Raw genomic sequence first — 20,990 nt, forward strand, 5'->3', positions numbered from 1 at the left:
CGGGATGGATTATCCGAAAAGCATGCCCAGCTCCGGGCTGGTGGATGGACGGTTTGCCGATGAAAACCCGCTGACTGGAACCCCGGGTTCGTTGATTCCCGCGACCTGGGGTAACGGTGTAACGGAAGAGCTGCTGAACGTGATCCGTGCGGCGGGGATGGTCCCCTCCGAAAGTGAGTCGGATCAGTTGCTCAAGGCACTGAAGAATGTTTTGGCTGAGGACGCGATGCCCTTCGCCGCATTGGCATTTCCAACAGTGGCCACCGCTGACGGGCGCATTTCGGTCAGCGCTGCGAGCGCTTTCGCTGGCGGTACCGTGTCGGTGCCGGGCGGTGTGCTGGTCTGCTTCGGCGAAGAAGTTGCCGCCGGCATGACGGCCCGCTCGCGTACGTTGTTGACCACCGCATGGACCTCCCCCGGTCTGGAGATCAACAGCACCTATTTTCTGCGGATGCAGGTCCGTAACGGGGCACTGGTCTGTTACATGCAAAAAGGTCTCGACACCGATGTGATCCCGGCAGGGATGAAGGCGGGAACCGGGAGCAGTGGCGGTGGTTTCGACTCCACCTGCATCGACATGCTGGTCGCCAGAGTGGTGACCGCAGGTGCCGGGACTTTACCCAAGCTCACGCTGCTGGCGAACAAGGCCCGACTGGAGGCGATCGGTGTCTGGTCCGGTGCCAATGGCAATTACTCGGTTCCATTGAACTGGGCGCGCAGACCTCGTACGTACATGGCCGGGATCAGCGATTTTGATGACAACGTCAAAACCGACTATGGCGTGATCAGTGAGGAAATCGGGGTCAACTTCGGGGGTGTCCAGATCATGCCCGAAGGGGGCTTCACTGACCGTTACACAGCGCGTGTGGCGATTACAGCGTGGTCACAGAACCTGAGCTCTGCAGGTCGGATCAACGCTCGCGTCAGATGGGAGGTATGAGGATGAAGGCCATTATCGAAAATGGAGTGGTGACGGCTCTGATGACGGGGGATGTCGACTGCGGCGTTCCGGTGCCGGTCGGCCTCTCGGTCGCCACAGGCTGGCTGTTCGACGACGAGCGCTTCAGCCCGCCGCCGCAGGTCGATGTTTCGCCGGATGCGCAAATCGAGGCAGAGCGTCAATGGCGCATGGGTGAACTCACGGCCACTGACTGGCTGGTGACCCGTCATCGCGACGAACTGGACGTCGGGGCGCAACCGACCCTGAGCAACAAACAGTTCTCGAAATTGCAGGCCTGGCGTCAGGCGCTGCGCAACTGGCCGGCCTCCAGCGACTCGCCGGATAACCCGTCGCGCCCCGCACCGCCGAAGTGGCTGGCACGGTTGCCCCTTCGGGCACAGTGAACAAGCGCTCGCACCTCTGGCCCGACGCCCGCCCTGTGCGGGCACTTTTCATCGGTGCGCCAGCTGACCGCCGATCGCTGGAGCCACAGCAAATACCTACAGGAATTGAACAGTGGACTATCCAAAGAGTGTCCCCAGCGCCGGACTGGTGAATGGGAAATTTGTTGATGAAAACCCGCTGACCGGGACGCCGGGATCGCTGATCCCGGCCGACTGGGGCAACGGTGTCACGCAAGAAATACTCAACGTCATCAAGGCCGGGGATCTGACCCCGGACGAAAAGAAATACGATCAACTGCTGCAAGCGATTCAGAGCGTTTCGGCCAAGGGCTGGAGTCTGGATTCAGCATTGCCGGTCGGCTCATTGCCGTTGCCGACCGTCGCGACGCCTGACGGGCGCCTGCCGATCACGTCAACGGCGGTGTTGACCAGCGGCGGACGTGTGTCGATTCCCGCGGGCGTGTTTGTGAGCATTGGCCAGGAGGTGGTTGCGGGGCAACTTGGCAGGTCTCGCACGTTCACCACCCAGGCCTGGAGCAGTGCGGATCTGTTGCCGACCACAGGCTACTTCCTGAGGGCGCAGGTCATTGGCGGGGAACTGACGTTCTACATGCAGCGCGGAACCATCTATGACCCGGCACCTGAAGGATTGAAGGGCACCGTCAACAGTGCAGCAGGGGGTGGTTTTCAATCCACGCCGCTGGATATGTGCCTGGCATGGGTAGTGACCGCAGGACCTGGATCGGTTCCGATCGTGAGACCGATGTACAACCGCAAACATTTGACGTGGAGCCAGACGGTCAACGGCAATGGTGTGGTCTATCTGCCGCTCGATCCCCACGCCCGGGCGGCGCGGCTGGTGGTGGGCAACCCGACACCGCATCCGACTGGCATTACCGGTGTGTCCTTTGCACCGGGCGGTTGGCTTGGCGGTAACTACTGTTACCTGAATCCGACCGTGGGGACTTCGGGCAATTGGGATGGTTGGTCTACTGCCGGTGCGACGGCGTGCATCTTCACCAGCAACGTGCTCAACGACACAACGGTATCGACCCTGACCGCCAGCTTCGACCACAACCAATTACGCTCTCTCTGGCAGGTCTATCAGGCCGAGCACACGTTGGGCGCCAGTAATGCTTCCAGCGATGAACTGCTGTTCAGCATGGGCCTGAAAAACCTGTCTCCCGGCGACTATTCCAACGGGGTCGCCATCAATTTCAGCTCGGCGGTCAACGTCAATTTTTCATGGGAGTTGATCCGATGAATATCATTCAGGAACTGCATCAATTCGAAGAAGGATTGCGTCCGCTTCAGCCGTCCGCCGCCCATGTCTGGGACGGCAAAGCCTGGGTGCCGGACAGCGTGCGGGCTGGGCAACTGGATCAGCAGGAAGCCGAACGGCTTTGCGTGCGGGTCGATGCAGCCGCCGACAGCGCCCGTGCGGTGCTGGCCGGCGATCCGCTCAAGGCGCTGGAGTACGCTCAGGCGGCTGTCGACGCGCAGTCCTTTCAGGACGCGGGCTACCCGAGAAACGATGTGCCTCTGTCCGTCGCAGCCTGGGTCGCAAGAGGGCGCAGTGCCAGGCAGTCCGCCGAGCAGATTCTGGACAAGGCCGCCCAGCTCAGCGACAGCCTGCTGAGCCTGCGCACCTTGCGCCTGAAGGCCAAGACCCGGATCCGCGCGTTCGCGAGCAAGAACCAGATGGATCAGGCCCGCACTGCTGCCGATGAGGCGTTAGAGGCCATTCGTGAACTGACCGCCACCCCGGCCTCGTAAGCGCAATCGCATCACCCAAGCCCACTTCATTGTGGGCTTTTTATTTTCCGCAACAGAAACGTAGGTGCTGTCGCAAAAGCTTGCGCGCTGCTGCGTTTCATTTGTCATAACAGAGGAACGAACACCCATGGACTATCCAAAAAGCGTCCCCAGCGTCGGCCTGGTCGATGGCCGGTTCGTCGATGAAAACCCGGTGGCGGGAACGCCCGGGTCGTTGATACCGGCGGTGTGGGGCAACAGCGTGACCCAGGAAATCCTGAACGTGATCACGGGGGCCGGCATGACGGCTGCAGAGGCGGATACCGGTCAGTTGTTCAAGGCGATTCAATCGATCATCGGTGCAGCCAGTCCGATGCGTTCGGTGGTGACGCGGCTTGCCGCTTCGAAGGCTCTGAGCGATCAGGAGCTGGGCTTGGTATTGATCGATGGCAGCCCAGGTGCCACGACGATCACCTTGCCCGGCGCCAATGTCGGACTGGGTGTGCGCGACGTGATTGTTCGTCGTGTCGACAACAGCGGCAATCGAATGGTGGTGCAGGCATCCGGAACCGACCGGATCCGCTTTCACACGCATTTGTCTGCGAGTGGTTACCCGTTTCTGGTGCTGATGGGCGGCGGTGACTGGTGGCATTTGCGCAGTGATGGGGCGGGGAACTGGTGGCCGGTCGGTCGCTTCGACAACACACCACTGGGACGGCCGTTTTTTGAAACCACCATGGTTCTCAGCCCCGGAGGCTACGGCGCGCTGAACGGCACGCTGATGAATCGTGCCGAATGGCCGTGGCTGTGGGATCACGCTCAGCGCTCCGGAATGCTCAATACCGAAGCCACCCGCGTGGGCAACGAGGGCAACTGGACACCGGGTGACGGTGCCCTGACGTTTCGAGGCCCTGAGTTGCGTGGTGAATTCCTGCGCGTGCTGGACGAAGGTCGCAACGTCGACTCGGGCCGAATCATGGGTACCAATCAGGCGGGTACAGTGCATTCGTATGCCATGGGCGCGCAGGGTGCCGGAGCCATCGGCTCGCGCTGGTCTGACAGCCTGGCTGCGGTCGGCGCGCAGACTCACGAAACGAAGACCTATTCCACACCTTCCAACGGTGGGCCGATCTACCCCGCCGGCACCATTTATCAGACGGATACGGCCAACACGCTTCTGTATTCCTACTCGTCCCGTCCCCGCAACGTTGCCTATCCCGGCCGCATGAAAGTCATCTGAGGTTTTTCCATGTTCAATTATCTGATCGATGACGCTGGCGCTTTGGTTGGGCCAGTGGAGTTTTTCGTGACGCCCGGCATCGGCGTTCAATTGCCTGCCAATGCCGTTCAACTGGCTTACGAGTTGCCGGCGCCAGAGCAGGGACGCACGTGGGCGATGGCCAACGGTGTTCCTCGCGAACTGATCGATCTGCGTGGCATCGTCTACCGCAAGGACAACGGCGCCCAGCAGACCTGGAGTGAATTGGGTGCGCTGACGGATGAGTTCACCGCCGAACCTTGCCCTGACGAGTTTCATGTCTGGCAGGACAACGCATGGGTGCTCAATGAGCAACGACAGCTGACAGATCTCGCCACCAAGGCTCTCAATCAGCGCGACGCGCTTCTGCGCGACGCCGTCCTGCGCATCGCCCCCCTGCAATACGCCGAGGACATCGGTGATGCCAGCCACGAAGAGCAACTGCAATTGCTCGAGTGGAAGCTCTACAGCGTCGAGCTGAACCGCATCGAAAAACAGGCCGGCTTTCCTGAGGAAATCACCTGGCCCGTTGTACCCGGTACAACGTTGAACATCTGATTTCCAAGCAAGGAGAAATGTAATGGACTATCCAAACAGTATCCCCAGTGCCGGTCTGGTCAATGGCCGGTTTGTCGATGAGGACCTGATTACAGGCAAACCGGGATCGTTGATCCCGGCGAGTTGGGGCAATGGTGTTACGCAGGAACTGTTGAAGGTCATCCAGAGCGCCGGGCTCACACCGTCCGAGTCCGCCAACGATCAGTTGCTGACCGCATTACGTGGCAACAAGTTGTTCGTGACCCCACCGCAGTTCGACAGCGATCAGTCGGTTGCCACCACCGAGTTCGTGACCCGCAGCGGACTGCAGTATTCGGGGTTTGCTTCGTATGCAGCAAGTGTTGCGCTGTCCGCAGCCAATGTCGGTGGAGTCGCCAGCTTTTCCAGTGCGACAGCGATTTCCACGACGTTGCCGGCCACGAGCAACATTGCCCACGGCAGCACCCTTCAGGTGATCAATGCCGGCACCGGCGTGTTGACCATTGAAACGGTCGGCAGCGATGTTATCAAGGCCGCCAATGGCGCTGGCGGGCCCATCGGGCTCGGGCTTGGCGATTCCGCCGAGTTCATCAAACTCGACAATCAATGGCGGTTGATTGGCGGAACAATGAGTAACCGGTACTCGTCTCTATTGAGCGGAGTCAGCGGCAGTAGCGGTTACCAGCGGCATGCGTCTGGCAATATCGATCAATGGGGCATGGCCGTTTCGGATGCGAACGGCGATATCAAAGTTGTGTTCCCTATTTCCTTTCCCAACGCTTTTAGCTCGATCGTGGCAATTCATTCGGGCGGAGATGGGGCAATGGTCATTCTCACTGGCTCTCCAGCCCCGAGCAAACAGGGTTGCACTCTTAAAATCCGTAGTTACAACGGGGGAGTTGCGTCTAACTGGACTGTCCTCTATCACGCAAAGGGCTATTGAATGAATCCGTTCAACATTCTGTTCAGCGCCAGCACTCGGGGCGTTTATGTACCGGGTATCAACTTTTCGGACATCCCCGAAGACGTCATCGAAATTCCCCAGGCCTACTGGGAGTCGCTGCTGCAACAACTGACGGTCTCTGCAAAAGTGATCGGCGTCCGTGCGGACAACGGTTATCCGGTGTTGGTCGATCCACCGCCGCTTTCCGCCGAAGTGGCAGCTGACGCAGAGCGCCGCTGGCGCACGGCACAACTGGCCGCCACCGACGGCTTGGTGGCTCGTGATCGCGATGAACTGGAAGATGGAGGTGGCACGACTCTGACCACCGAACAATACGCCGAACTGCAAACCTATCGGCGTGAGTTGCGCGCCTGGCCGCAGGCTTCGTTTTTCCCGTTCAGCGAGTATCGTCCAGTGGCGCCACGCTGGTTGGCAACTGCACTGTGAGCCCGCTTTAATTCACGAGGGTGCTGTCGCGGAAAACTCCGGAAAGAAATGGCTGGCAGGTCTTGGCCTCCAGTCATGATTCAATCGCAGCACATCCAGGGAGGATCACGCATTATGCAAATAACCGAAAAAAACTTAATCGACATCATGCCCAACGCCCGCTCCCAAGCGGGCGTTTTTGTTTCTGCACTCAACACAGCCATGGCGCGCCATCGCATCGACACGCCTAAACGCATTGCCGCGTTTCTCGCCCAGATCGGGCACGAATCGGGACAATTGCAGTACGTGCGTGAACTGGGCAACAACCAATACCTGAGCAAGTACGACACCGGTACGCTGGCCTTGCGATTGGGCAACACGCCCGAGGCCGATGGCGACGGGCAGAAGTATCGCGGGCGCGGGCTGATCCAGATCACCGGGCGCAGCAATTATCGCCAGTGCAGCCTCGGGCTGTTTGGCGATGAGCGCCTGCTGGCGTTGCCGGAGTTGCTGGAACAACCGCAATGGGCGGCCGAATCCGCCGCATGGTTCTGGGAACAGAACGGCCTGAATGATCTCGCTGACCGTGATGAGTTCAACAGCATCACCCGACGGATCAACGGCGGGTTGAACGGCTTGCAGGATCGCCTGGAACTCTGGGGGCGGGCGAGGGCGGTGCTATGCCTGCCTTCGGTCTGAGCCTCTGGCGGCTGATCGGCCTCTTGCTGTTGGCCGCAGGTTCGGCGGCGCTGGCCTGGCAGTTCCAGGACTGGCGCTACGGTCGTCAACTGGCCGAGCAGGCGCAGCTGCACGCCGAATCCCTCAATCAACTGACCCTGACGGCCGCCACCGCGCAACAGGCCGAGCAGGACAAGCGCCAGGCCCTGGAGCAACGGCTCGCGGCCAGCGAACAAACCCATTATCGAGCACTGAACGATGCCCAACGTGATCAGGATCGCTTGCGCGATCGTCTTGCCACTGCTGATCTGCGCCTGTCAGTCCTCATCGACGCAGGCGACGTTGCCCAAGGCTGCGGTGTGCCCGCCGCCTCCGGCGCCGGCGGCGTGGATCATGCAGCCGTACGCGCCCGACTTGACCCGGCGCATGCTCGACGAATTGTCGCCATCACCGGCGAAGGCGACCGCGGACTGATTGCCTTGCAAGCCTGTCAGGCCTATATCAGAGCGCTGGCGCCCGAACATTTTGAATGAGTCTGTGTATTGAAAGCGCAACCGGCTCGTGTACGGTGGTACCCATTCCATCCGATCCGGAGCGCGCCGTGAAAGAAATCACTCAACTGGCGGCCGAACTTGGCCGACGTCTGCAATTGCTCAATGCCCACGTCACCACCGCCGAGTCCTGTACCGGTGGCGGGATTGCCGAGGCGATCACGCGCATTCCGGGGAGTTCGGCGTGGTTCGAAGCGGGTTACGTGACGTACTCCAATCGCCAGAAAACCCAGCAGCTGAATGTGCCGACGGAGCTGTTCGGCACCGTTGGGGCGGTCAGTCGCGAGGTGGTCGAGGCCATGGTGCGCGGCGCCCAGGAGAAAAGCCTGGCGCGCTTCGCCGTGGCGGTCAGCGGTGTGGCCGGGCCGGACGGCGGTTCGCCGAACAAACCGGTGGGCACCGTATGGCTGGCCTGGGGCGTAGGCGACGCGGTTTCCAGTGAGGTTCAGCATTTCGCCGGTAACCGCGACGACGTCCGCCGACAAACGGTGAAGGCCGCGCTAGAGGGCTTGCTGCGACTAGCGGCACGAGAAATCGAAAATCAGGGGTAGGCGATCCGTGAACGCTGTGGAATAATACTGGCTACTTATACAGGTGTTGGCCGTCAGGCCTTATTGATTACGTGAGGACTTTAATGGACGACAACAAGAAGAAAGCCTTGGCTGCGGCCCTGGGTCAGATCGAACGTCAATTCGGCAAGGGTGCCGTAATGCGTATGGGCGATCAGGACCGTCAGGCGATCCCGGCCATTTCCACCGGCTCTCTGGGTCTGGACATCGCACTCGGCATCGGCGGCCTGCCAAAAGGCCGTATCGTTGAAATCTATGGTCCTGAATCTTCTGGTAAAACCACGCTGACGCTGTCCGTGATCGCCCAGGCTCAAAAAGCCGGCGCGACCTGCGCCTTCGTCGACGCGGAACACGCCCTCGACCCTGAGTACGCCGGCAAACTGGGCGTCAACGTCGACGACCTGCTGGTTTCCCAGCCGGACACCGGCGAACAGGCCCTGGAAATCACCGACATGCTGGTGCGCTCCAACGCCGTTGACGTGATCATCGTCGACTCCGTGGCCGCCCTGGTGCCGAAGGCTGAAATCGAAGGCGAAATGGGTGACATGCACGTGGGCCTGCAAGCCCGCCTGATGTCCCAGGCGCTGCGTAAGATCACCGGTAACATCAAGAACGCCAACTGCCTGGTCATCTTCATCAACCAGATCCGCATGAAGATCGGCGTGATGTTCGGTAGCCCTGAAACCACCACCGGTGGTAACGCGCTGAAGTTCTACGCCTCGGTTCGTCTCGACATCCGCCGTACCGGCGCGGTGAAGGAAGGCGACGAAGTGGTCGGTAGCGAAACCCGTGTCAAGGTCGTGAAAAACAAGGTCGCTTCGCCGTTCCGTCAGGCCGAGTTCCAGATTCTCTACGGCAAGGGCATCTACCTGAACGGCGAGATGATCGACTTGGGCGTGCTGCACGGTTTCGTCGAGAAGTCCGGCGCCTGGTATGCCTACGAAGGCACCAAGATCGGTCAGGGCAAGGCCAACTCGGCCAAGTTCCTGGCGGACAACCCGGAAGTGGCGGCCAAGCTCGAGAAGCAACTGCGTGACAAACTGCTGTCGCCAGCCGTGATTGCGGACTCCAAGGCTTCTGCGGTCAAAGAGACCGAAGACGACCTGGCTGACGCTGATATCTGATTGCACCGATGACAACCGCCGTACTCGATACCCTCGTCGCGGTGCGGCGAACCGCCATGGACCTGCTCGCACGCCGCGAGCATGGTCGAGTCGAGCTGACGCGCAAATTGCGTCAGCGTGGCGCTCCTCCCGAGATGATCGAAACAGCCCTCGACCGATTGACGGAAGAAGGGCTGCTTTCCGAAGCCCGTTATCTTGAAAGCTTTGTTTCCTATCGCGCCCGCTCCGGTTACGGCCCACTGCGGATTCGCGAAGAACTGAGCCAACGCGGTTTGCAACGCGCCGATATCGAACTCGCCTTGCGCGAGAGTGGAATCAACTGGCAGGAGCAGCTAACAGATACGTGGCAACGAAAGTTCTCCGGACAGCTTCCCGGCGATGCCAAGGAACGCGCCAGACAAGGTCGATTCCTGGCCTACCGGGGATTCTCGATGGAGATGATCAACCGCTTGTTCAGCGGCAGAGGGATGGACGATTAATTTGCTCAGTTTCAATTAAAAAAACGGCCCGCTATTTCGATAGCGGGCCGTTTTTTTTGGCCTTCACGTTACCTTCAACGGTTCGCGGGTGCGTTGCGCAGTCTGGGGTTTTGAGTGGGCCCAGTTTTCCGGCTGGTTGATGTAGTCCACCAGTTCCCGCAGACGCCCGTGGTTTCGGGCATTGAACGCGAATGCCAAGCGAGTGAGGTGGCTGAATTGAGCCTCGTCGTGCTCTTCGCCGCTGTAGGCGTGTTGATGGAACTGGTCGCTCAGGCACAGATCGGCAAACGCTTCCTGCATATGGTCGAGGGCGTGATCGCTCAGTTTATGGTTCATGCGTATGACAAACTGGCGCTTGAGCCAGCGACTGGAGTGGAAGTTGCCGTAGAACTGATTGATCTGCTCCACCGCCTCTTCAACGTTGTAGACCAGGCGCACCAGCTTCAGGTCGGTCGGCAGTATGTAGCGATTTTCCTCCAGTTGCTGGCGGATGAAGTCCAGCGCGCCTTGCCAGAACGTCCCGCCCGGTGCGTCCAGCAGAACCACCGGCACCAACGGACTTTTGCCGGTCTGGATCAGCGTGAGCACTTCCAGTGCTTCGTCCAGGGTGCCAAACCCGCCGGGGCACAACACCAGCGCATCGGCTTCCTTGACGAAGAACAGCTTGCGGGTGAAGAAGAAATGGAACGGCAGCAGGTTATTGGTGCCGTCCACGGTGGGATTGGCATGTTGTTCGAAGGGCAGGGTGATGTTGAACCCCAGGCTGTGATCGCGGCCGGCACCTTCATGGGCGGCGGCCATGATTCCGCCGCCGGCACCGGTGATGACCATCATGTTCGAGCGGGCCAGCGAGGCCCCGAGTTCCCGAGCCATGGCGTAAAGGGGATGTTCGACCGGTGTGCGGGCCGAACCGAACACCGTGACCTTGCGTCGTCCCTTGAACTGTTCAAGTGTACGAAAGGCCTCTTCCAGTTCTCGCAGGGCTTGCAGGGTGATCTTGGCGTTCCAGCGGTTGTGGTCTTCCTGGGCCATGCGCAGCACGGTCAGGATCATGTCGCGGTAGATGGGGGAATTCGGGCTGTCGGGTGACACCAGGTTGAGTTGTTCTTCGACCTTGCTGATGAGGTCGTGGCCGCTTTCCTGAAAATGACGGCTGAGCAGGTCATTCGGTTGGTAAGGCATGCAACTTCTCCTTCTGCACAGAGCTTTCGGCCCTGACGTGCGGCGTCAGTGCCGCGCTGCAAGAAAACAAACAGCCGGCAGCTCCTTTCCTGCCGTTGGAAAATGAACGGGAATACCTTGAATCTAGACCCTCAAAGCATTTTTCGCTCATTGAGCATTGCGCCGCAAAGTCTTTGCTGGCAACTGTTTATTGTCGGTTTGCGAAGTGTTTTCACCGCTCGTCCGATGCGGCGTCGAGGGCTGAATGCTCTGATTTACTAAGTTAAAGGCGCCGTACGACAACTTTGCGTCAACGACCGTACGCAAGGTGCACGCTATTCAAGGATTTGCGGGTGGCAAGGAGGCAGGACACATGACCAGAGTCATTCTGGAACTCGATACGCAGCTGTATCGATTGTTGAAAGCATCAGCCGAGGCCAATCATGTGAGTCTCGAAGAGGAGTGCTGCCGACGCTTGGCGGGAGGGGAGCGCCGCTCGCGTTACTTGCAGGCCTTGCTGGCCGAACTGCGCGCCGAGGATGAACAGCGGCGCGCCACGTCACGATGATTACTTCTTCTTCGCTGGAGCCGCTTTCGGGCAATCCGACTCCTGGTAGCTGGCGGAGCCGATCGCCTTGTTGCTTTTCACTTCGGTGAAGTCGTAGCGCATGATCGCCCCCTTGGCCATCAGCTTGCGGTACGACGGGTTGTTGCAGACCGAGGCGCCCAGCTGGAAATACACGGCTTTGGGATCGGCGCGCATTTTGTCGGCGTGGCTTTTTTGCACGCTCAGGTGGTTGACCAGCGTGGTGCCTTCGACGGTGTAGCCCTGATCAAGAATGTCTTCGTTGATCGCCCGTGGCGTGCCGACGCTGCTCTGTGCGGCGACATTGCGCAGCTCTCGGTTCAGATTCTGCTCACTCAGGGATGCAGCCTGAGCGCTGAAGGACGAAGCCAGCAGAATGGCAGCGGTGGGAACGATAAGGCGCAGCATGAAACTCTCCTGGTTCAGTGACTGGTGGTTCGACCAGCCACGTGACTGTGCGTTCAGTGGCGGCGAATTATAGGGGAGCCGGTCGGGAGGGTACAGGCTTGTGCCCGTCGCTCTGGTAAACTGCCGCACCTTATTGCCCTGCCGAGTGTCGTTCGTGTCGAGTTTCCCTGTCTGCCGGTGCCGCCTGCGATGAATCATGCCCCCAACGCCGTGGCCCGCCTGCGCGATCAGCGCGAGGACGAAGGCATCAAACCGATCCAGGCCCGTGGTTTTCGCTCCCCACGTTGCCGCGATTGCCGGGTGATCATCAGCCATTGCCTGTGCGCCTGGCGACCAACAGTCGATGCGCGCTCGGGCGTTTGCCTGATCATGACCGGCAAGGAAGTGTTCAAGCCCAGCAATACCGGCTGGTTGATCGCCGACATCGTGCGCGACAACCATGCCTTCATCTGGTCGCGGACCGAGCCTGACGAGCAACTGCTGGCGCTGCTGAACGACCCGCAATGGCAGCCCTATCTGGTGTTCCCCGGCGAGTACGTCGAACCTTCGCGGGTGACCCACACCGTGGATATTGATAGCCGCAAGCGTCCGCTGTTCATCCTGCTGGACGCGACCTGGACCGAAGCCCGGAAGATTTTCCGCAAGAGTCCGTATTTCGACCGTTTGCCGATCCTGAGCCTGTTGCCCGACAAACTCTCGCGCTATCGCCTGCGCCGTTCGACCCGCAGCGAGCACCTGTGCACCGCCGAAGTGGCGGCGCTGTGTCTGGAACTGGCCGGCGACTCGGACGCGGCGTCGGCGCTGGATGCCTATTTCGATGTGTTCAGCCAGCATTACCTGGGGGCCAAGCAGCAACTGGACGTCAACGTGTCGACGCCGGCTCATGCCGAATTGCTGCCCTATATCCGAAACGCGACGCCAGTATCGGCCTGATCCTGGCCCATACTGCTAAAGCAGTGGCCGTGCGGCTTGACCACCCCGGCCGGGCTGGTCATGCTTGGCGCCGATTGGGGTGCGGCCAAGGTTTGAAACGCCGTTTTTGTTTGTGATTGGCGTTGAACGTGCCCCTGTGGATGCCGCTGCCGGGCGGTATCTGGATTTGCTTTGGCAAGGCCCATGCGCGGGCCTGCCATCAAAAACAGGATCATTTGAAAAATGGCCACATACGACATCCTGATTGCCGATGACCACCCTCTTTTTCGTAGCGCTCTGCATCAAGCGGTGACGATGGGCCTTGGCCCGGATGTACGCATGGTAGAGGTGGCGAGCATCGCCGAACTGGAAGCCCGCCTGACCGAAAAGGCTGACTGGGATCTGGTGCTGCTGGACCTGAACATGCCGGGTGCTTTCGGGTTTTCCGGGCTGGTGATGCTGCGCGGCCAATACCCGCAGATTCCGGTGGTGATGGTTTCGGCCCAGGAAGAAGCCTCGGTGATGGTCAAGTCCCGGGAGTTCGGCGCCAGTGGTTTCATTCCCAAGTCCAGCGACCTGAGCGTGATTCAGGAAGCAGTGCGCAAAGTGCTGGATGGCGACGTGTTCTGGCCGCCTCAGGCGTTCGAAGCGGTCAGCGTCTCGGATGAAGCCAAGGCCGCCAGCGATGGCCTCGCCAGCCTGACTCCACAGCAGTTCCGGGTGTTGACCATGGTCTGCGAAGGTTTGCTGAACAAGCAGATCGCCTACGAGCTGAGTGTGTCCGAAGCGACCATCAAGGCCCACGTCACGGCGATTTTTCGCAAGCTGAACGTGCGGACCCGGACCCAGGCAGCTTTACTGCTGCAACAACTTGAGTCAATTCCGAGCCAGTAAGCACTGGCGTCTTCACGCTTTTTTGACTTTCGTTGATCTAGCTTCCCCACTTCCTTTCGGTCGGTTATCTACTCTATGTCACCTTTCAAGGGCCAGACGGGCCTGAAACGCATCCTCAACGCTTCCGGTTACTCGTTGGACGGTCTGCGCGCCGCCTTCACCGGCGAAGCAGCGTTCCGCCAACTGGTGCTGCTCAACGTGGTGCTGATTCCGCTGACGTTTTTCCTCAATGTCAGCCGGGTCGAGCAGGCGCTGTTGATCGCTGTATGCCTGCTGGCGCTGATCGTCGAGCTGTTGAATTCGGCGGTGGAGGCGGCCATCGACCGCATCTCGCTGGAATTGCACCCGCTGTCCAAAAACGCCAAGGACATGGGCAGTGCCGCACAATTCGTGGCACTGAGCATGATCGCCCTGGTGTGGGCGGTGATTCTGCTTTAAGCGATGCTTGGCAGAACGATCTCGTCGCTGCGCTGGACCCCGGCGGTGAAGGCGCGGCACAGATCGAGAAATTCACGCATGGCCGAGGTCTGGTACTTCTGTTTGTGCCAGATGAAATAGAACTGCCGCGCCAGATCCAGATCCGGCGTCTCCACCGGCACCAGGCTGCCGCGACGGAAGGCGTCACGCAACGCCAGACGCGAAATACAGCCGATCCCCAGACCTGATTCCACCGCGCGCTTGATCGCTTCGGTGTGTTCCAGCTCGAGCCGGATGTTCAGCGCGCTGCGGTGATGACGCATCGCTTGATCGAAGGTCAGGCGCGTCCCCGAACCCTGTTCCCGCAAAATCCACGCTTCATGGGTCAGTTCCTCCATGGTCGCGCTGCCGCGCTTGGCCAAGGGATGCTGCGGGGCACAGAACACCACCAGTTCATCCTCGACCCAGCTCTGCACTTCGATGTCCGGGTGGCTGCAATCGCCTTCGATTAGACCCAGATCAATTTCGTAATGCGCCACTTGTTGCACGATATTGGCAGTGTTCTGCACATGCAGCTTCACTTGGCTTTCCGGGTGGCGCTGCATGAAACCGCCGATCAGCAGCGTGGCCAGGTAATTGCCGATGGTCAGGGTTGCGCCCACCGACAGCGAACCGAAACCGGATTTGCCGTTGAGCAAGTCTTCGATTTCCTTGGCCTGATCGAGCATGGCCACCGCTTGCGGCAACAATTGTTTGCCGAGGGCGTTGAGGCTCAGGCGTTTGCCGGCGCGATCGAACAGCTGGCAACTGGACTGGCGCTCCAGTTCGGTGATGGAAGTGCTGGCGGCCGATTGGGACAGGTTGAGCAGACCCGCAGCACGGGACACGCTTTCCTGCTGGGCGACGGCGACAAAGACCTGCAGTTGACGGAGAGTAAATCGCATATCGATATAACCGATAACCCTTATCTTAATAATCCAGTTAACAGATATTGTCGGCGCTATTAGAATGCGATGCAATTGCGCACCGTCGGCATTCTTCAACACGAGCCGGGCAGGCGCAGATCAATCTCCAGGAGTCCCACGTACATGAGCAACATGAACCACGAGCGTGTCCTCAGTGTTCATCACTGGAACGACACTCTGTTCAGCTTCAAGTGCACCCGCGATCCGGGCCTGCGCTTCGAGAACGGTCAGTTCGTGATGATCGGCCTGCAACAGCCAAACGGCCGCCCGCTTATGCGCGCTTACTCGATCGCCAGCCCGAACTGGGAAGAGCATCTCGAGTTCTTCAGCATCAAGGTGCCGGACGGTCCGCTGACCTCCCAGCTGCAGCACCTGAAGGAAGGCGACGAGATCATCATCTCGAAAAAACCGACCGGTACCCTGGTGCTGGACGACCTGAACCCGGGCAAGCATCTGTACCTGCTGAGCACCGGCACCGGTCTGGCGCCGTTCATGAGCGTGATCCAGGACCCGGAAACCTACGAGCGCTTCGAGAAAGTGATCCTGGTTCACGGTGTCCGTTACGTCAACGAAGTCGCCTACCGCGAATTCATCACCGAGCACCTGCCGCAGAACGAGTTCTTCGGCGAAGCGCTGCGTGACAAGTTGATCTACTACCCGACCGTGACCCGCGAACCGTTCGAGAATCAGGGCCGTCTGACCGACCTGATGCGCAGCGGCAAGCTGTTCAGCGACATCGGCCTGCCTCCGATCAACCCGCAGGACGACCGCGCGATGATCTGCGGCAGCCCGAGCATGCTTGACGAGACCAGCGAAGTGCTCGACAGCTTCGGCCTGAAGATCTCGGCGCGGATGCGCGAGCCGGGTGATTACCTGATCGAGCGTGCATTCGTCGAGAAGTAAGCTGTTTATAGGTGACGCAGAGCGTCACTGGATGCATTCCCACGCAGAGCGTGGGAACGATCAGCCCGCGTTGCCTGAGAAGGCAGCGCGGGCTTTTTCGTTTTCGCGATTCAGTCAGCGGCGGGAATCACTTCCAGGACGCGGATCTGTTCGGGCGTCGGGTAGTGCCAGCGCACGTCCAGATCCCAGAACTGCGCGCCGTATTCGCGCTCTGGCGCGGGCGTCTGATAGGCCGGGCGCGGATCCTGGGCCAGGCACTGCTCGATCAGCTCGATCAGCGGCTCGGCCAGGCGCTGAGCATGCGTGAGCGCCTGTTGCAGCGCAGTGTCCGTCCACTGCACGTCGATCAGGTGCGGCGCGGCACTGGCGATGCTGTTGGAGGCGTCAGTGATGATGTCGGCGTAGGGCACGTAGGGTTTGATGTCGAGAATCGGCGTGCCATCCAGCAGGTCGATACCGGAGATGAACAGGCGATTGGCCTCGACCTTGTCCAGCTTCACCACCGACTGGCCGATGCCGTTCGGCCGATGGGTGGCGCGAGTGGCGAACACGCCCATGGACTTGTTGCCACCGAGGCGCGGAGGGCGAACTTTGAGGCGCGGCTTGTCTTCCAGCGCCTGATGGAACAGGAACAGCAGCCAGACATGACTGACCTGCTCAAGCCCCTGAACCGCGTCGCCCTGATCGAACGGCGCCACCAGCTCCAGCACGCCACGGGCGGCGGGGGCCAGTTGCGGCTGGCGCGGAATGGCGAACTTCTCCTTGAAGCAGGAACGGACGAAGCCGATGGGGGAGACGCGGTAAGTCATGGTTTGCATTCGAAGCGGAACAGGGCGGGCATGATAACCCGTCCGGCCGCGTCGCCGACCTAAAGACTGAACCCGCCATCCAGCGGAATGATATTCCCGGTCATGTAAGCCCCGGCAGTACTCGCCAGGCTGATCGCCAGCGCCGCCATCTCTTCCTCGCGGCCCCAGCGTTTCATCGGGATCAGCGCGGTGTCTTCGGCCAGCGCCTGCTGATCACTGCCGATGTGCTGGGTCATTTTGCTCGGGAAACGTCCAGGCGCGATGACGTTGACGTTGATGTGCTGGCTCACCAGTTCCCGGGCGAGAATCCGCGACAGTTGATGCAGGGCAGCCTTGCTCGGTCCATAGGCATAGGCCTGTTCGCCGAAGGACGAGATCCCCGCCACCGAACCGATGTTGATGATCCGCGCCGGATTGGCCGCCGATCCGGACTTGCGCAACAGTGGCAGAAACTGCTGGATGCAACTGAACACCGAGGTCACGTTGAGCTGCATGACCTTCTCCCAGCCCTTGACCGGGTAGCTCTCCAGCGGCGCGCCCCAGGTGGTGCCGGCGTTGTTCACCAGAATGTCCAGATGGGTGATCTGTTCGCCCATTCGTGCAGCCAGCTCTTTCACGCCTTCTTCGGTCGCCAGGTTCGCCGCCACGCCCAGACAAGTGCCCAGAGCACTGAGTTCTTCAGCGGTTTGATGACAGGCTTCAGCGTCCCGGGAGCAGACGTACACGCGGGCGCCGGCCTCGACAAAGGCCTTGGCGATCATTTTGCCGATACCACGGGTGCCGCCGGTCACCAGGGCGGTGCGGCCTTGCAGGGAGAAATACGGGTGCATGGCGAATCCTGAGGGCTAGGGTTCAGTACACCCTAGTCGCCGGCCGCGAAAAGCGGAGCCACTATTTTTCGAAGGAATGGAGGGGCATGCATGAACACGGCGACCGAAGTCGCCGTGTTCAAGTGGATCAACCGCGAACGCGCAGGGTCAGGCCCTTGAGGAAATTGCGCAGCAACTGATCGCCGCACGGGCGGTAGTTGGTGTGGCCGACCTTGCGAAACAGCGCGCTCAGTTCAGGCTTGGAGACCGGGAAGTCGGCAGCCTTGAGGATCGCGTGCATGTCGTCCTCCTTCAGTTCGAAGGCCACGCGCAGCTTTTTCAGGATGATGTTGTTGGTCACCGGCACTTCGATCGGCAGCGGCGGACGGCTTTCGTCCTTGCCGCGCTTGAAGATCACCAGACCGTCGAGGAAGTGAGCGATGACTTCGTCCGGGCAGCGCACGAAGCCTTCTTCGTCTTCTTCTTTCTTGTCGAGGTACGTCACCACATCCGCCAGCGTGACGTCCAGGCCACCGAGTTTGATGATCTCGACCACTTTCTTGTCGCTGATGTCGAGCATGTAGCGAACGCTGCGCAGAACGTCGTTGTGAACCATGTGTGCAATCCTGATTTTTTCGCTGTGGGCACCGAGCGGGCGCGGCGCCGGAAATATTGGGTGGCTTGCGAGCCTTAGAATTTCTCTTTGCCGGACAGGTAGCGCCATTGGCCGACCGGCACCTTGCCGATGGACACACCACCGATGCGGATGCGGCGAATGCCGATGACCTTCAGGCCGACCGCTTCGCAGAACTGGGCGATGATCCCCGGCTGCGGGTTCTTCATGGCGAAGCGCAGGCGGTTTTCGTTCTGCCAGCTGGCTTTGACCGGCGGCAGCTCCTTGCCCTTGTGAGTGAGGCCGTGCTGCAGGCGGTTAAGGCCGTGGGCAACCATGTCGCCTTCGACTTCGACCACGTATTCCTGCTCGATCTTGGCCGCATCGGCGGTGAGCTTGCGCAGCACCTTCCAGTCCTGGGTGAACACCAGCAGGCCGCTGGCCTTGGGTTGCAGGTCGGCGCTGGCGGTCAGGCGCAGAAAGTGCCCGCGCAGCGGACGCTTGCCGTAGCGGTGCTCTTCGCTGAGGGTGTCGGCGTTCAGCGACTGCATGGCGCTGTCGACATCCATGCCCGCCGGCACGTTCAGCAAGAGGGTCACCGGCTCCGGCGCGGTGGCCTTGGCGTCCTTGTCGAGCTCGACCTTCTGGTCGCCGACCTTGAACTGCGGCTCGTCGATGACTTCGCCGTCCACGGTGACCCAGCCGCCCTCGATGAACAGCTCGGCCTCCCGGCGGGAGCAACCGACCAGCTCGATGAGGCGTTTGGAGAGGCGAATCGGGTCAGTCATGACAGGGGCCGTAACAAAAAAGGGGTGGGCATTGTACCTGCCTGGGGCCGGTTAAGCCCGATTGCATTTGCGCCGTGTGGCTTTTAGCCGCGTACCGCGCGCTGCTCCGGTTGTTTCAGACGCATGTGCAGCAACGGATACGGCTGGCCCATACCATCGACTTCCGAGCGGCCGATCACCTCAAACCCTTGCTTGAAGTAAAACCCCAGTGCCTGCGGGTTCTGTTCGTTGACGTCCAGTTCGTCGGCGTTCAGGTGTTCCATCGCGTACTTCAGCAGTTTCTTGCCAAGGCCCTGGCCGCGATGGGCCGGGTCGATGAACAGCATTTCGATCTTGCCCGCCGCGACCCCGGCAAACCCGGTGATGCGCTGATGGCTGTCCCGGGTGCAGATCAGCATCACTGCATCGAGGTAGCGGGTCAGCACCAGATTCTTCAACAGCTCGATGTAGGATTCCGGCAAAAAATCATGAGTCGCACGGACCGAGGCCTCCCAGACCCGGGTCAGTTCCTGATAATCGCTGAGTTTCGGCGTGTGGATGACCGAGTGGTGACGCATGCCCGATAGCCTCTTTGTCATGGATGAGGGAGTCCTTCCCACCACAAACTCTAGCCGTAAAAAAGCCCCGCATCTCGTAAAAGAGAGCGGGGCTTTCTGTATTTTTTGCGCTTAGATCTGTTCGGCCCAGAGGTCGTATTCGTCGGCGTCGGTCACCTTGCACCAGACCTTGTCGCCCGGCTTGAGGTTGCTGCCGTTGTCGATGAACACGTTGCCGTCGATTTCCGGGGCATCGAAGAAGCAGCGGCCGACTGCGCCTTGCTCGTCGACTTCGTCCACCAGCACTTCGATTTCGCGGCCGATGCGCATTTGCAGGCGGGCCGAGCTGATGGCCTGCTGGTGCGCCATGAAGCGTTCCCAGCGATCCTGCTTGACGTCGTCCGGAACGATGTCGAGGTTCAGGTCATTGGCCGGTGCGCCTTCGACCGGCGAGTACTGGAAGCAGCCGACGCGGTCGAGCTGGGCTTCGGTCAGCCAGTCCAGCAGGTACTGGAAGTCTTCTTCGGTTTCGCCGGGGAAGCCGACGATGAAGGTCGAACGGATGATCAGGTCCGGGCAGATCTCGCGCCAGTTCTTGATCCGCGCCAGGGTCTTGTCTTCGAACGCCGGGCGTTTCATCGCCTTCAGGACTTTCGGGCTGGCGTGCTGGAACGGGATGTCCAGGTACGGCAGGATCTTGCCGGCAGCCATCAGCGGGATCAGTTCGTCGACGTGCGGGTACGGGTAAACGTAGTGCAGACGCACCCAGACGCCGAGGGTGCTCAGCGCTTCGCACAGTTCGGTCATGCGGGTTTTCACCGGCGCGCCGTTCCAGAAACCGGTGCGGTACTTGACGTCAACGCCGTAGGCGCTGGTGTCCTGGGAGATCACCAGCAGTTCTTTGACGCCGGACTTGACCAGGCGCTGGGCTTCGTCGAGCACGTCGCCGACCGGGCGGCTGACCAGTTTGCCGCGCATCGACGGGATGATGCAGAAGCTGCAGCTGTGGTTGCAGCCTTCGGAAATCTTCAGGTACGCGTAGTGGCGCGGGGTCAGCTTGATGCCTTGCGGCGGCACCAGGTCGATCAGCGGGTTGTGGTCCTGTTTCGGTGGCACGACTTCGTGCACCGCGTTGACCACTTGCTCGTACTGCTGCGGACCGGTGACGGCCAGCACGCTCGGGTGCACGTCACGGATATTGCCTTCTTCCACGCCCATGCAGCCGGTCACGATGACCTTGCCGTTTTCCTTGATCGCTTCGCCGATGACTTCCAGCGATTCGGCCTTGGCCGAGTCGATGAAGCCACAGGTGTTGACCACGACCACGTCGGCGTCCTGATAGGTGGACACCACGTCATAGCCTTCCATGCGCAGCTGGGTCAGGATGCGCTCGGAGTCGACCAGTGCTTTCGGGCAACCCAGAGAAACGAAGCCAACCTTTGGATTGGCCGGCGCAGGAGTGGTGGACATGTCTAACCTCGGTGTTTTGTGACGTCGCTTTCCTGATGCGAAAAGCCGACGGACG

Annotated in this window: 27 protein-coding genes; 18 read left to right on the top strand and 9 right to left on the bottom strand. The window is 60.4% G+C overall.

From position 1 onward, the window contains the following. Positions 1-4 precede the first annotated feature (4 nt). The 13 genes from L6D81_RS06625 (at position 5) to recX (ending at position 9,664) form a co-directional block, all read left to right on the top strand. Positions 5-940 carry a P1/P2 acidic ribosomal protein gene (locus L6D81_RS06625; RefSeq protein ID WP_236178375.1) on the top strand — a complete coding sequence of 312 codons (936 nt, stop codon included), beginning with the start codon at positions 5-7 and terminating at the stop codon, positions 938-940. Between the two features lie 2 nt (positions 941-942). Continuing rightward, positions 943-1,344 carry a hypothetical protein gene (locus L6D81_RS06630; protein WP_236178376.1) on the top strand — a complete coding sequence of 134 codons (402 nt, stop codon included), beginning with the start codon at positions 943-945 and terminating at the stop codon, positions 1,342-1,344. Between the two features lie 112 nt (positions 1,345-1,456). Continuing rightward, the gene (locus L6D81_RS06635; RefSeq protein WP_236178377.1) at positions 1,457-2,608 is read left to right on the top strand and encodes a phage tail protein; all 1,152 of its coding nucleotides are present in this window, start codon (positions 1,457-1,459) and stop codon (positions 2,606-2,608) included. Then, positions 2,605-3,120: a phage tail protein gene (locus L6D81_RS06640; protein ID WP_236178378.1), complete on the top strand. Its 516-nt coding sequence runs from the start codon at positions 2,605-2,607 to the stop codon at positions 3,118-3,120. The genes L6D81_RS06635 and L6D81_RS06640 overlap by 4 nt, the downstream gene beginning before the upstream one ends. 127 nt (positions 3,121-3,247) lie before the next feature. Further along, positions 3,248-4,339 carry a phage tail protein gene (locus tag L6D81_RS06645; protein ID WP_236178379.1) on the top strand — a complete coding sequence of 364 codons (1,092 nt, stop codon included), beginning with the start codon at positions 3,248-3,250 and terminating at the stop codon, positions 4,337-4,339. Between the two features lie 9 nt (positions 4,340-4,348). Continuing rightward, positions 4,349-4,915: a tail fiber assembly protein gene (locus L6D81_RS06650; protein ID WP_236178380.1), complete on the top strand. Its 567-nt coding sequence runs from the start codon at positions 4,349-4,351 to the stop codon at positions 4,913-4,915. A 22-nt stretch (positions 4,916-4,937) separates the two neighbouring features. After that, positions 4,938-5,837 carry a gp53-like domain-containing protein gene (locus tag L6D81_RS06655; protein WP_236178381.1) on the top strand — a complete coding sequence of 300 codons (900 nt, stop codon included), beginning with the start codon at positions 4,938-4,940 and terminating at the stop codon, positions 5,835-5,837. Next, entirely contained in the window at positions 5,838-6,284 is a 447-nt protein-coding gene (locus L6D81_RS06660; RefSeq protein WP_236178382.1) for a phage tail assembly chaperone, read from the top strand. It abuts the gene before it with no gap. Between the two features lie 114 nt (positions 6,285-6,398). Continuing rightward, positions 6,399-6,962: a glycoside hydrolase family 19 protein gene (locus tag L6D81_RS06665; protein ID WP_236178383.1), complete on the top strand. Its 564-nt coding sequence runs from the start codon at positions 6,399-6,401 to the stop codon at positions 6,960-6,962. Beyond that, positions 6,944-7,474, top strand: a complete 531-nt coding sequence (locus L6D81_RS06670) for a lysis system i-spanin subunit Rz (RefSeq protein ID WP_236178384.1) — start codon at positions 6,944-6,946, stop codon at positions 7,472-7,474. The genes L6D81_RS06665 and L6D81_RS06670 overlap by 19 nt, the downstream gene beginning before the upstream one ends. Before the next feature lie 68 nt (positions 7,475-7,542). Beyond that, positions 7,543-8,043, top strand: a complete 501-nt coding sequence (locus L6D81_RS06675; protein ID WP_236178385.1) for a CinA family protein — start codon at positions 7,543-7,545, stop codon at positions 8,041-8,043. Positions 8,044-8,126: 83 nt separating this feature from the next. Then, positions 8,127-9,185, top strand: a complete 1,059-nt coding sequence (gene recA / locus L6D81_RS06680) for a recombinase RecA (protein WP_003222269.1) — start codon at positions 8,127-8,129, stop codon at positions 9,183-9,185. 8 nt (positions 9,186-9,193) lie between these two features. Continuing rightward, on the top strand, positions 9,194-9,664 hold the full coding sequence (gene recX / locus L6D81_RS06685) for a recombination regulator RecX (protein WP_039771298.1): 471 nt from the start codon (positions 9,194-9,196) through the stop codon (positions 9,662-9,664). A 63-nt stretch (positions 9,665-9,727) separates the two neighbouring features. Here the strand turns inward: recX and L6D81_RS06690 are convergent, their stop codons facing one another. Further along, positions 9,728-10,846, bottom strand: coding sequence for an LOG family protein (locus tag L6D81_RS06690; protein WP_236178386.1), 1,119 nt, complete (start codon positions 10,844-10,846; stop codon positions 9,728-9,730). 352 nt (positions 10,847-11,198) lie between these two features. Here L6D81_RS06690 and L6D81_RS06695 point away from each other — a divergent pair, with 352 nt between their 5' ends. Continuing rightward, on the top strand, positions 11,199-11,393 hold the full coding sequence (locus tag L6D81_RS06695) for a hypothetical protein (RefSeq protein ID WP_236178387.1): 195 nt from the start codon (positions 11,199-11,201) through the stop codon (positions 11,391-11,393). On the opposite strand, the gene L6D81_RS06700 is transcribed toward L6D81_RS06695, so the two are convergent. Then, positions 11,394-11,819, bottom strand: coding sequence for a PA3611 family quorum-sensing-regulated virulence factor (locus L6D81_RS06700; RefSeq protein WP_064593873.1), 426 nt, complete (start codon positions 11,817-11,819; stop codon positions 11,394-11,396). It abuts the gene before it with no gap. Positions 11,820-12,008: 189 nt separating this feature from the next. On the opposite strand from L6D81_RS06700, the gene L6D81_RS06705 reads away from it, so the two are divergent. The 3 genes from L6D81_RS06705 (at position 12,009) to L6D81_RS06715 (ending at position 14,063) form a co-directional block, all read left to right on the top strand. Then, a complete protein-coding gene (locus L6D81_RS06705; protein WP_236178388.1) occupies positions 12,009-12,752 on the top strand; it encodes a tRNA-uridine aminocarboxypropyltransferase in 744 nt (247 codons plus the stop codon). Positions 12,753-12,974: 222 nt separating this feature from the next. After that, positions 12,975-13,625, top strand: a complete 651-nt coding sequence (erdR, locus tag L6D81_RS06710; RefSeq protein ID WP_085647827.1) for a response regulator transcription factor ErdR — start codon at positions 12,975-12,977, stop codon at positions 13,623-13,625. A 75-nt stretch (positions 13,626-13,700) separates the two neighbouring features. Continuing rightward, on the top strand, positions 13,701-14,063 hold the full coding sequence (locus tag L6D81_RS06715; protein WP_003222276.1) for a diacylglycerol kinase: 363 nt from the start codon (positions 13,701-13,703) through the stop codon (positions 14,061-14,063). On the opposite strand, the gene L6D81_RS06720 is transcribed toward L6D81_RS06715, so the two are convergent. Then, a complete protein-coding gene (locus L6D81_RS06720) occupies positions 14,060-14,986 on the bottom strand; it encodes a LysR family transcriptional regulator (RefSeq protein ID WP_007954941.1) in 927 nt (308 codons plus the stop codon). The two genes, L6D81_RS06715 and L6D81_RS06720, sit on opposite strands and share 4 nt — an antisense overlap. A 144-nt stretch (positions 14,987-15,130) precedes the next feature. Between L6D81_RS06720 and fpr the strand changes: the two genes are divergently transcribed. Continuing rightward, positions 15,131-15,910, top strand: coding sequence for a ferredoxin-NADP reductase (gene fpr / locus L6D81_RS06725; protein ID WP_003222277.1), 780 nt, complete (start codon positions 15,131-15,133; stop codon positions 15,908-15,910). Positions 15,911-16,020: 110 nt separating this feature from the next. Here the strand turns inward: fpr and tsaA are convergent, their stop codons facing one another. The 6 genes from tsaA to rimO all read right to left on the bottom strand — a co-directional run bounded on the left by tsaA (position 16,021) and on the right by rimO (position 20,935). Continuing rightward, positions 16,021-16,719 (bottom strand): tRNA (N6-threonylcarbamoyladenosine(37)-N6)-methyltransferase TrmO, encoded by a 699-nt coding sequence (gene tsaA / locus L6D81_RS06730; RefSeq protein ID WP_236178389.1) that lies wholly within the window; start codon positions 16,717-16,719, stop codon positions 16,021-16,023. A gap of 59 nt (positions 16,720-16,778) precedes the next feature. Further along, positions 16,779-17,549 carry an SDR family oxidoreductase gene (locus L6D81_RS06735; protein ID WP_236178390.1) on the bottom strand — a complete coding sequence of 257 codons (771 nt, stop codon included), beginning with the start codon at positions 17,547-17,549 and terminating at the stop codon, positions 16,779-16,781. A gap of 127 nt (positions 17,550-17,676) precedes the next feature. Beyond that, the gene (locus tag L6D81_RS06740; protein WP_064379066.1) at positions 17,677-18,144 is read right to left on the bottom strand and encodes a YehS family protein; all 468 of its coding nucleotides are present in this window, start codon (positions 18,142-18,144) and stop codon (positions 17,677-17,679) included. Between the two features lie 74 nt (positions 18,145-18,218). After that, positions 18,219-18,929: an rRNA pseudouridine synthase gene (locus L6D81_RS06745; RefSeq protein WP_236178391.1), complete on the bottom strand. Its 711-nt coding sequence runs from the start codon at positions 18,927-18,929 to the stop codon at positions 18,219-18,221. Between the two features lie 83 nt (positions 18,930-19,012). Then, positions 19,013-19,486 (bottom strand): GNAT family N-acetyltransferase, encoded by a 474-nt coding sequence (locus tag L6D81_RS06750; protein WP_041475157.1) that lies wholly within the window; start codon positions 19,484-19,486, stop codon positions 19,013-19,015. A 111-nt stretch (positions 19,487-19,597) separates the two neighbouring features. Then, a complete protein-coding gene (rimO, locus tag L6D81_RS06755; RefSeq protein ID WP_236178392.1) occupies positions 19,598-20,935 on the bottom strand; it encodes a 30S ribosomal protein S12 methylthiotransferase RimO in 1,338 nt (445 codons plus the stop codon). Between the last annotated feature and the right edge of the window lie 55 nt (positions 20,936-20,990).

Source organism: Pseudomonas sputi, assembly GCF_021603585.1.
GTDB lineage: Bacteria > Pseudomonadota > Gammaproteobacteria > Pseudomonadales > Pseudomonadaceae > Aquipseudomonas > Aquipseudomonas sputi.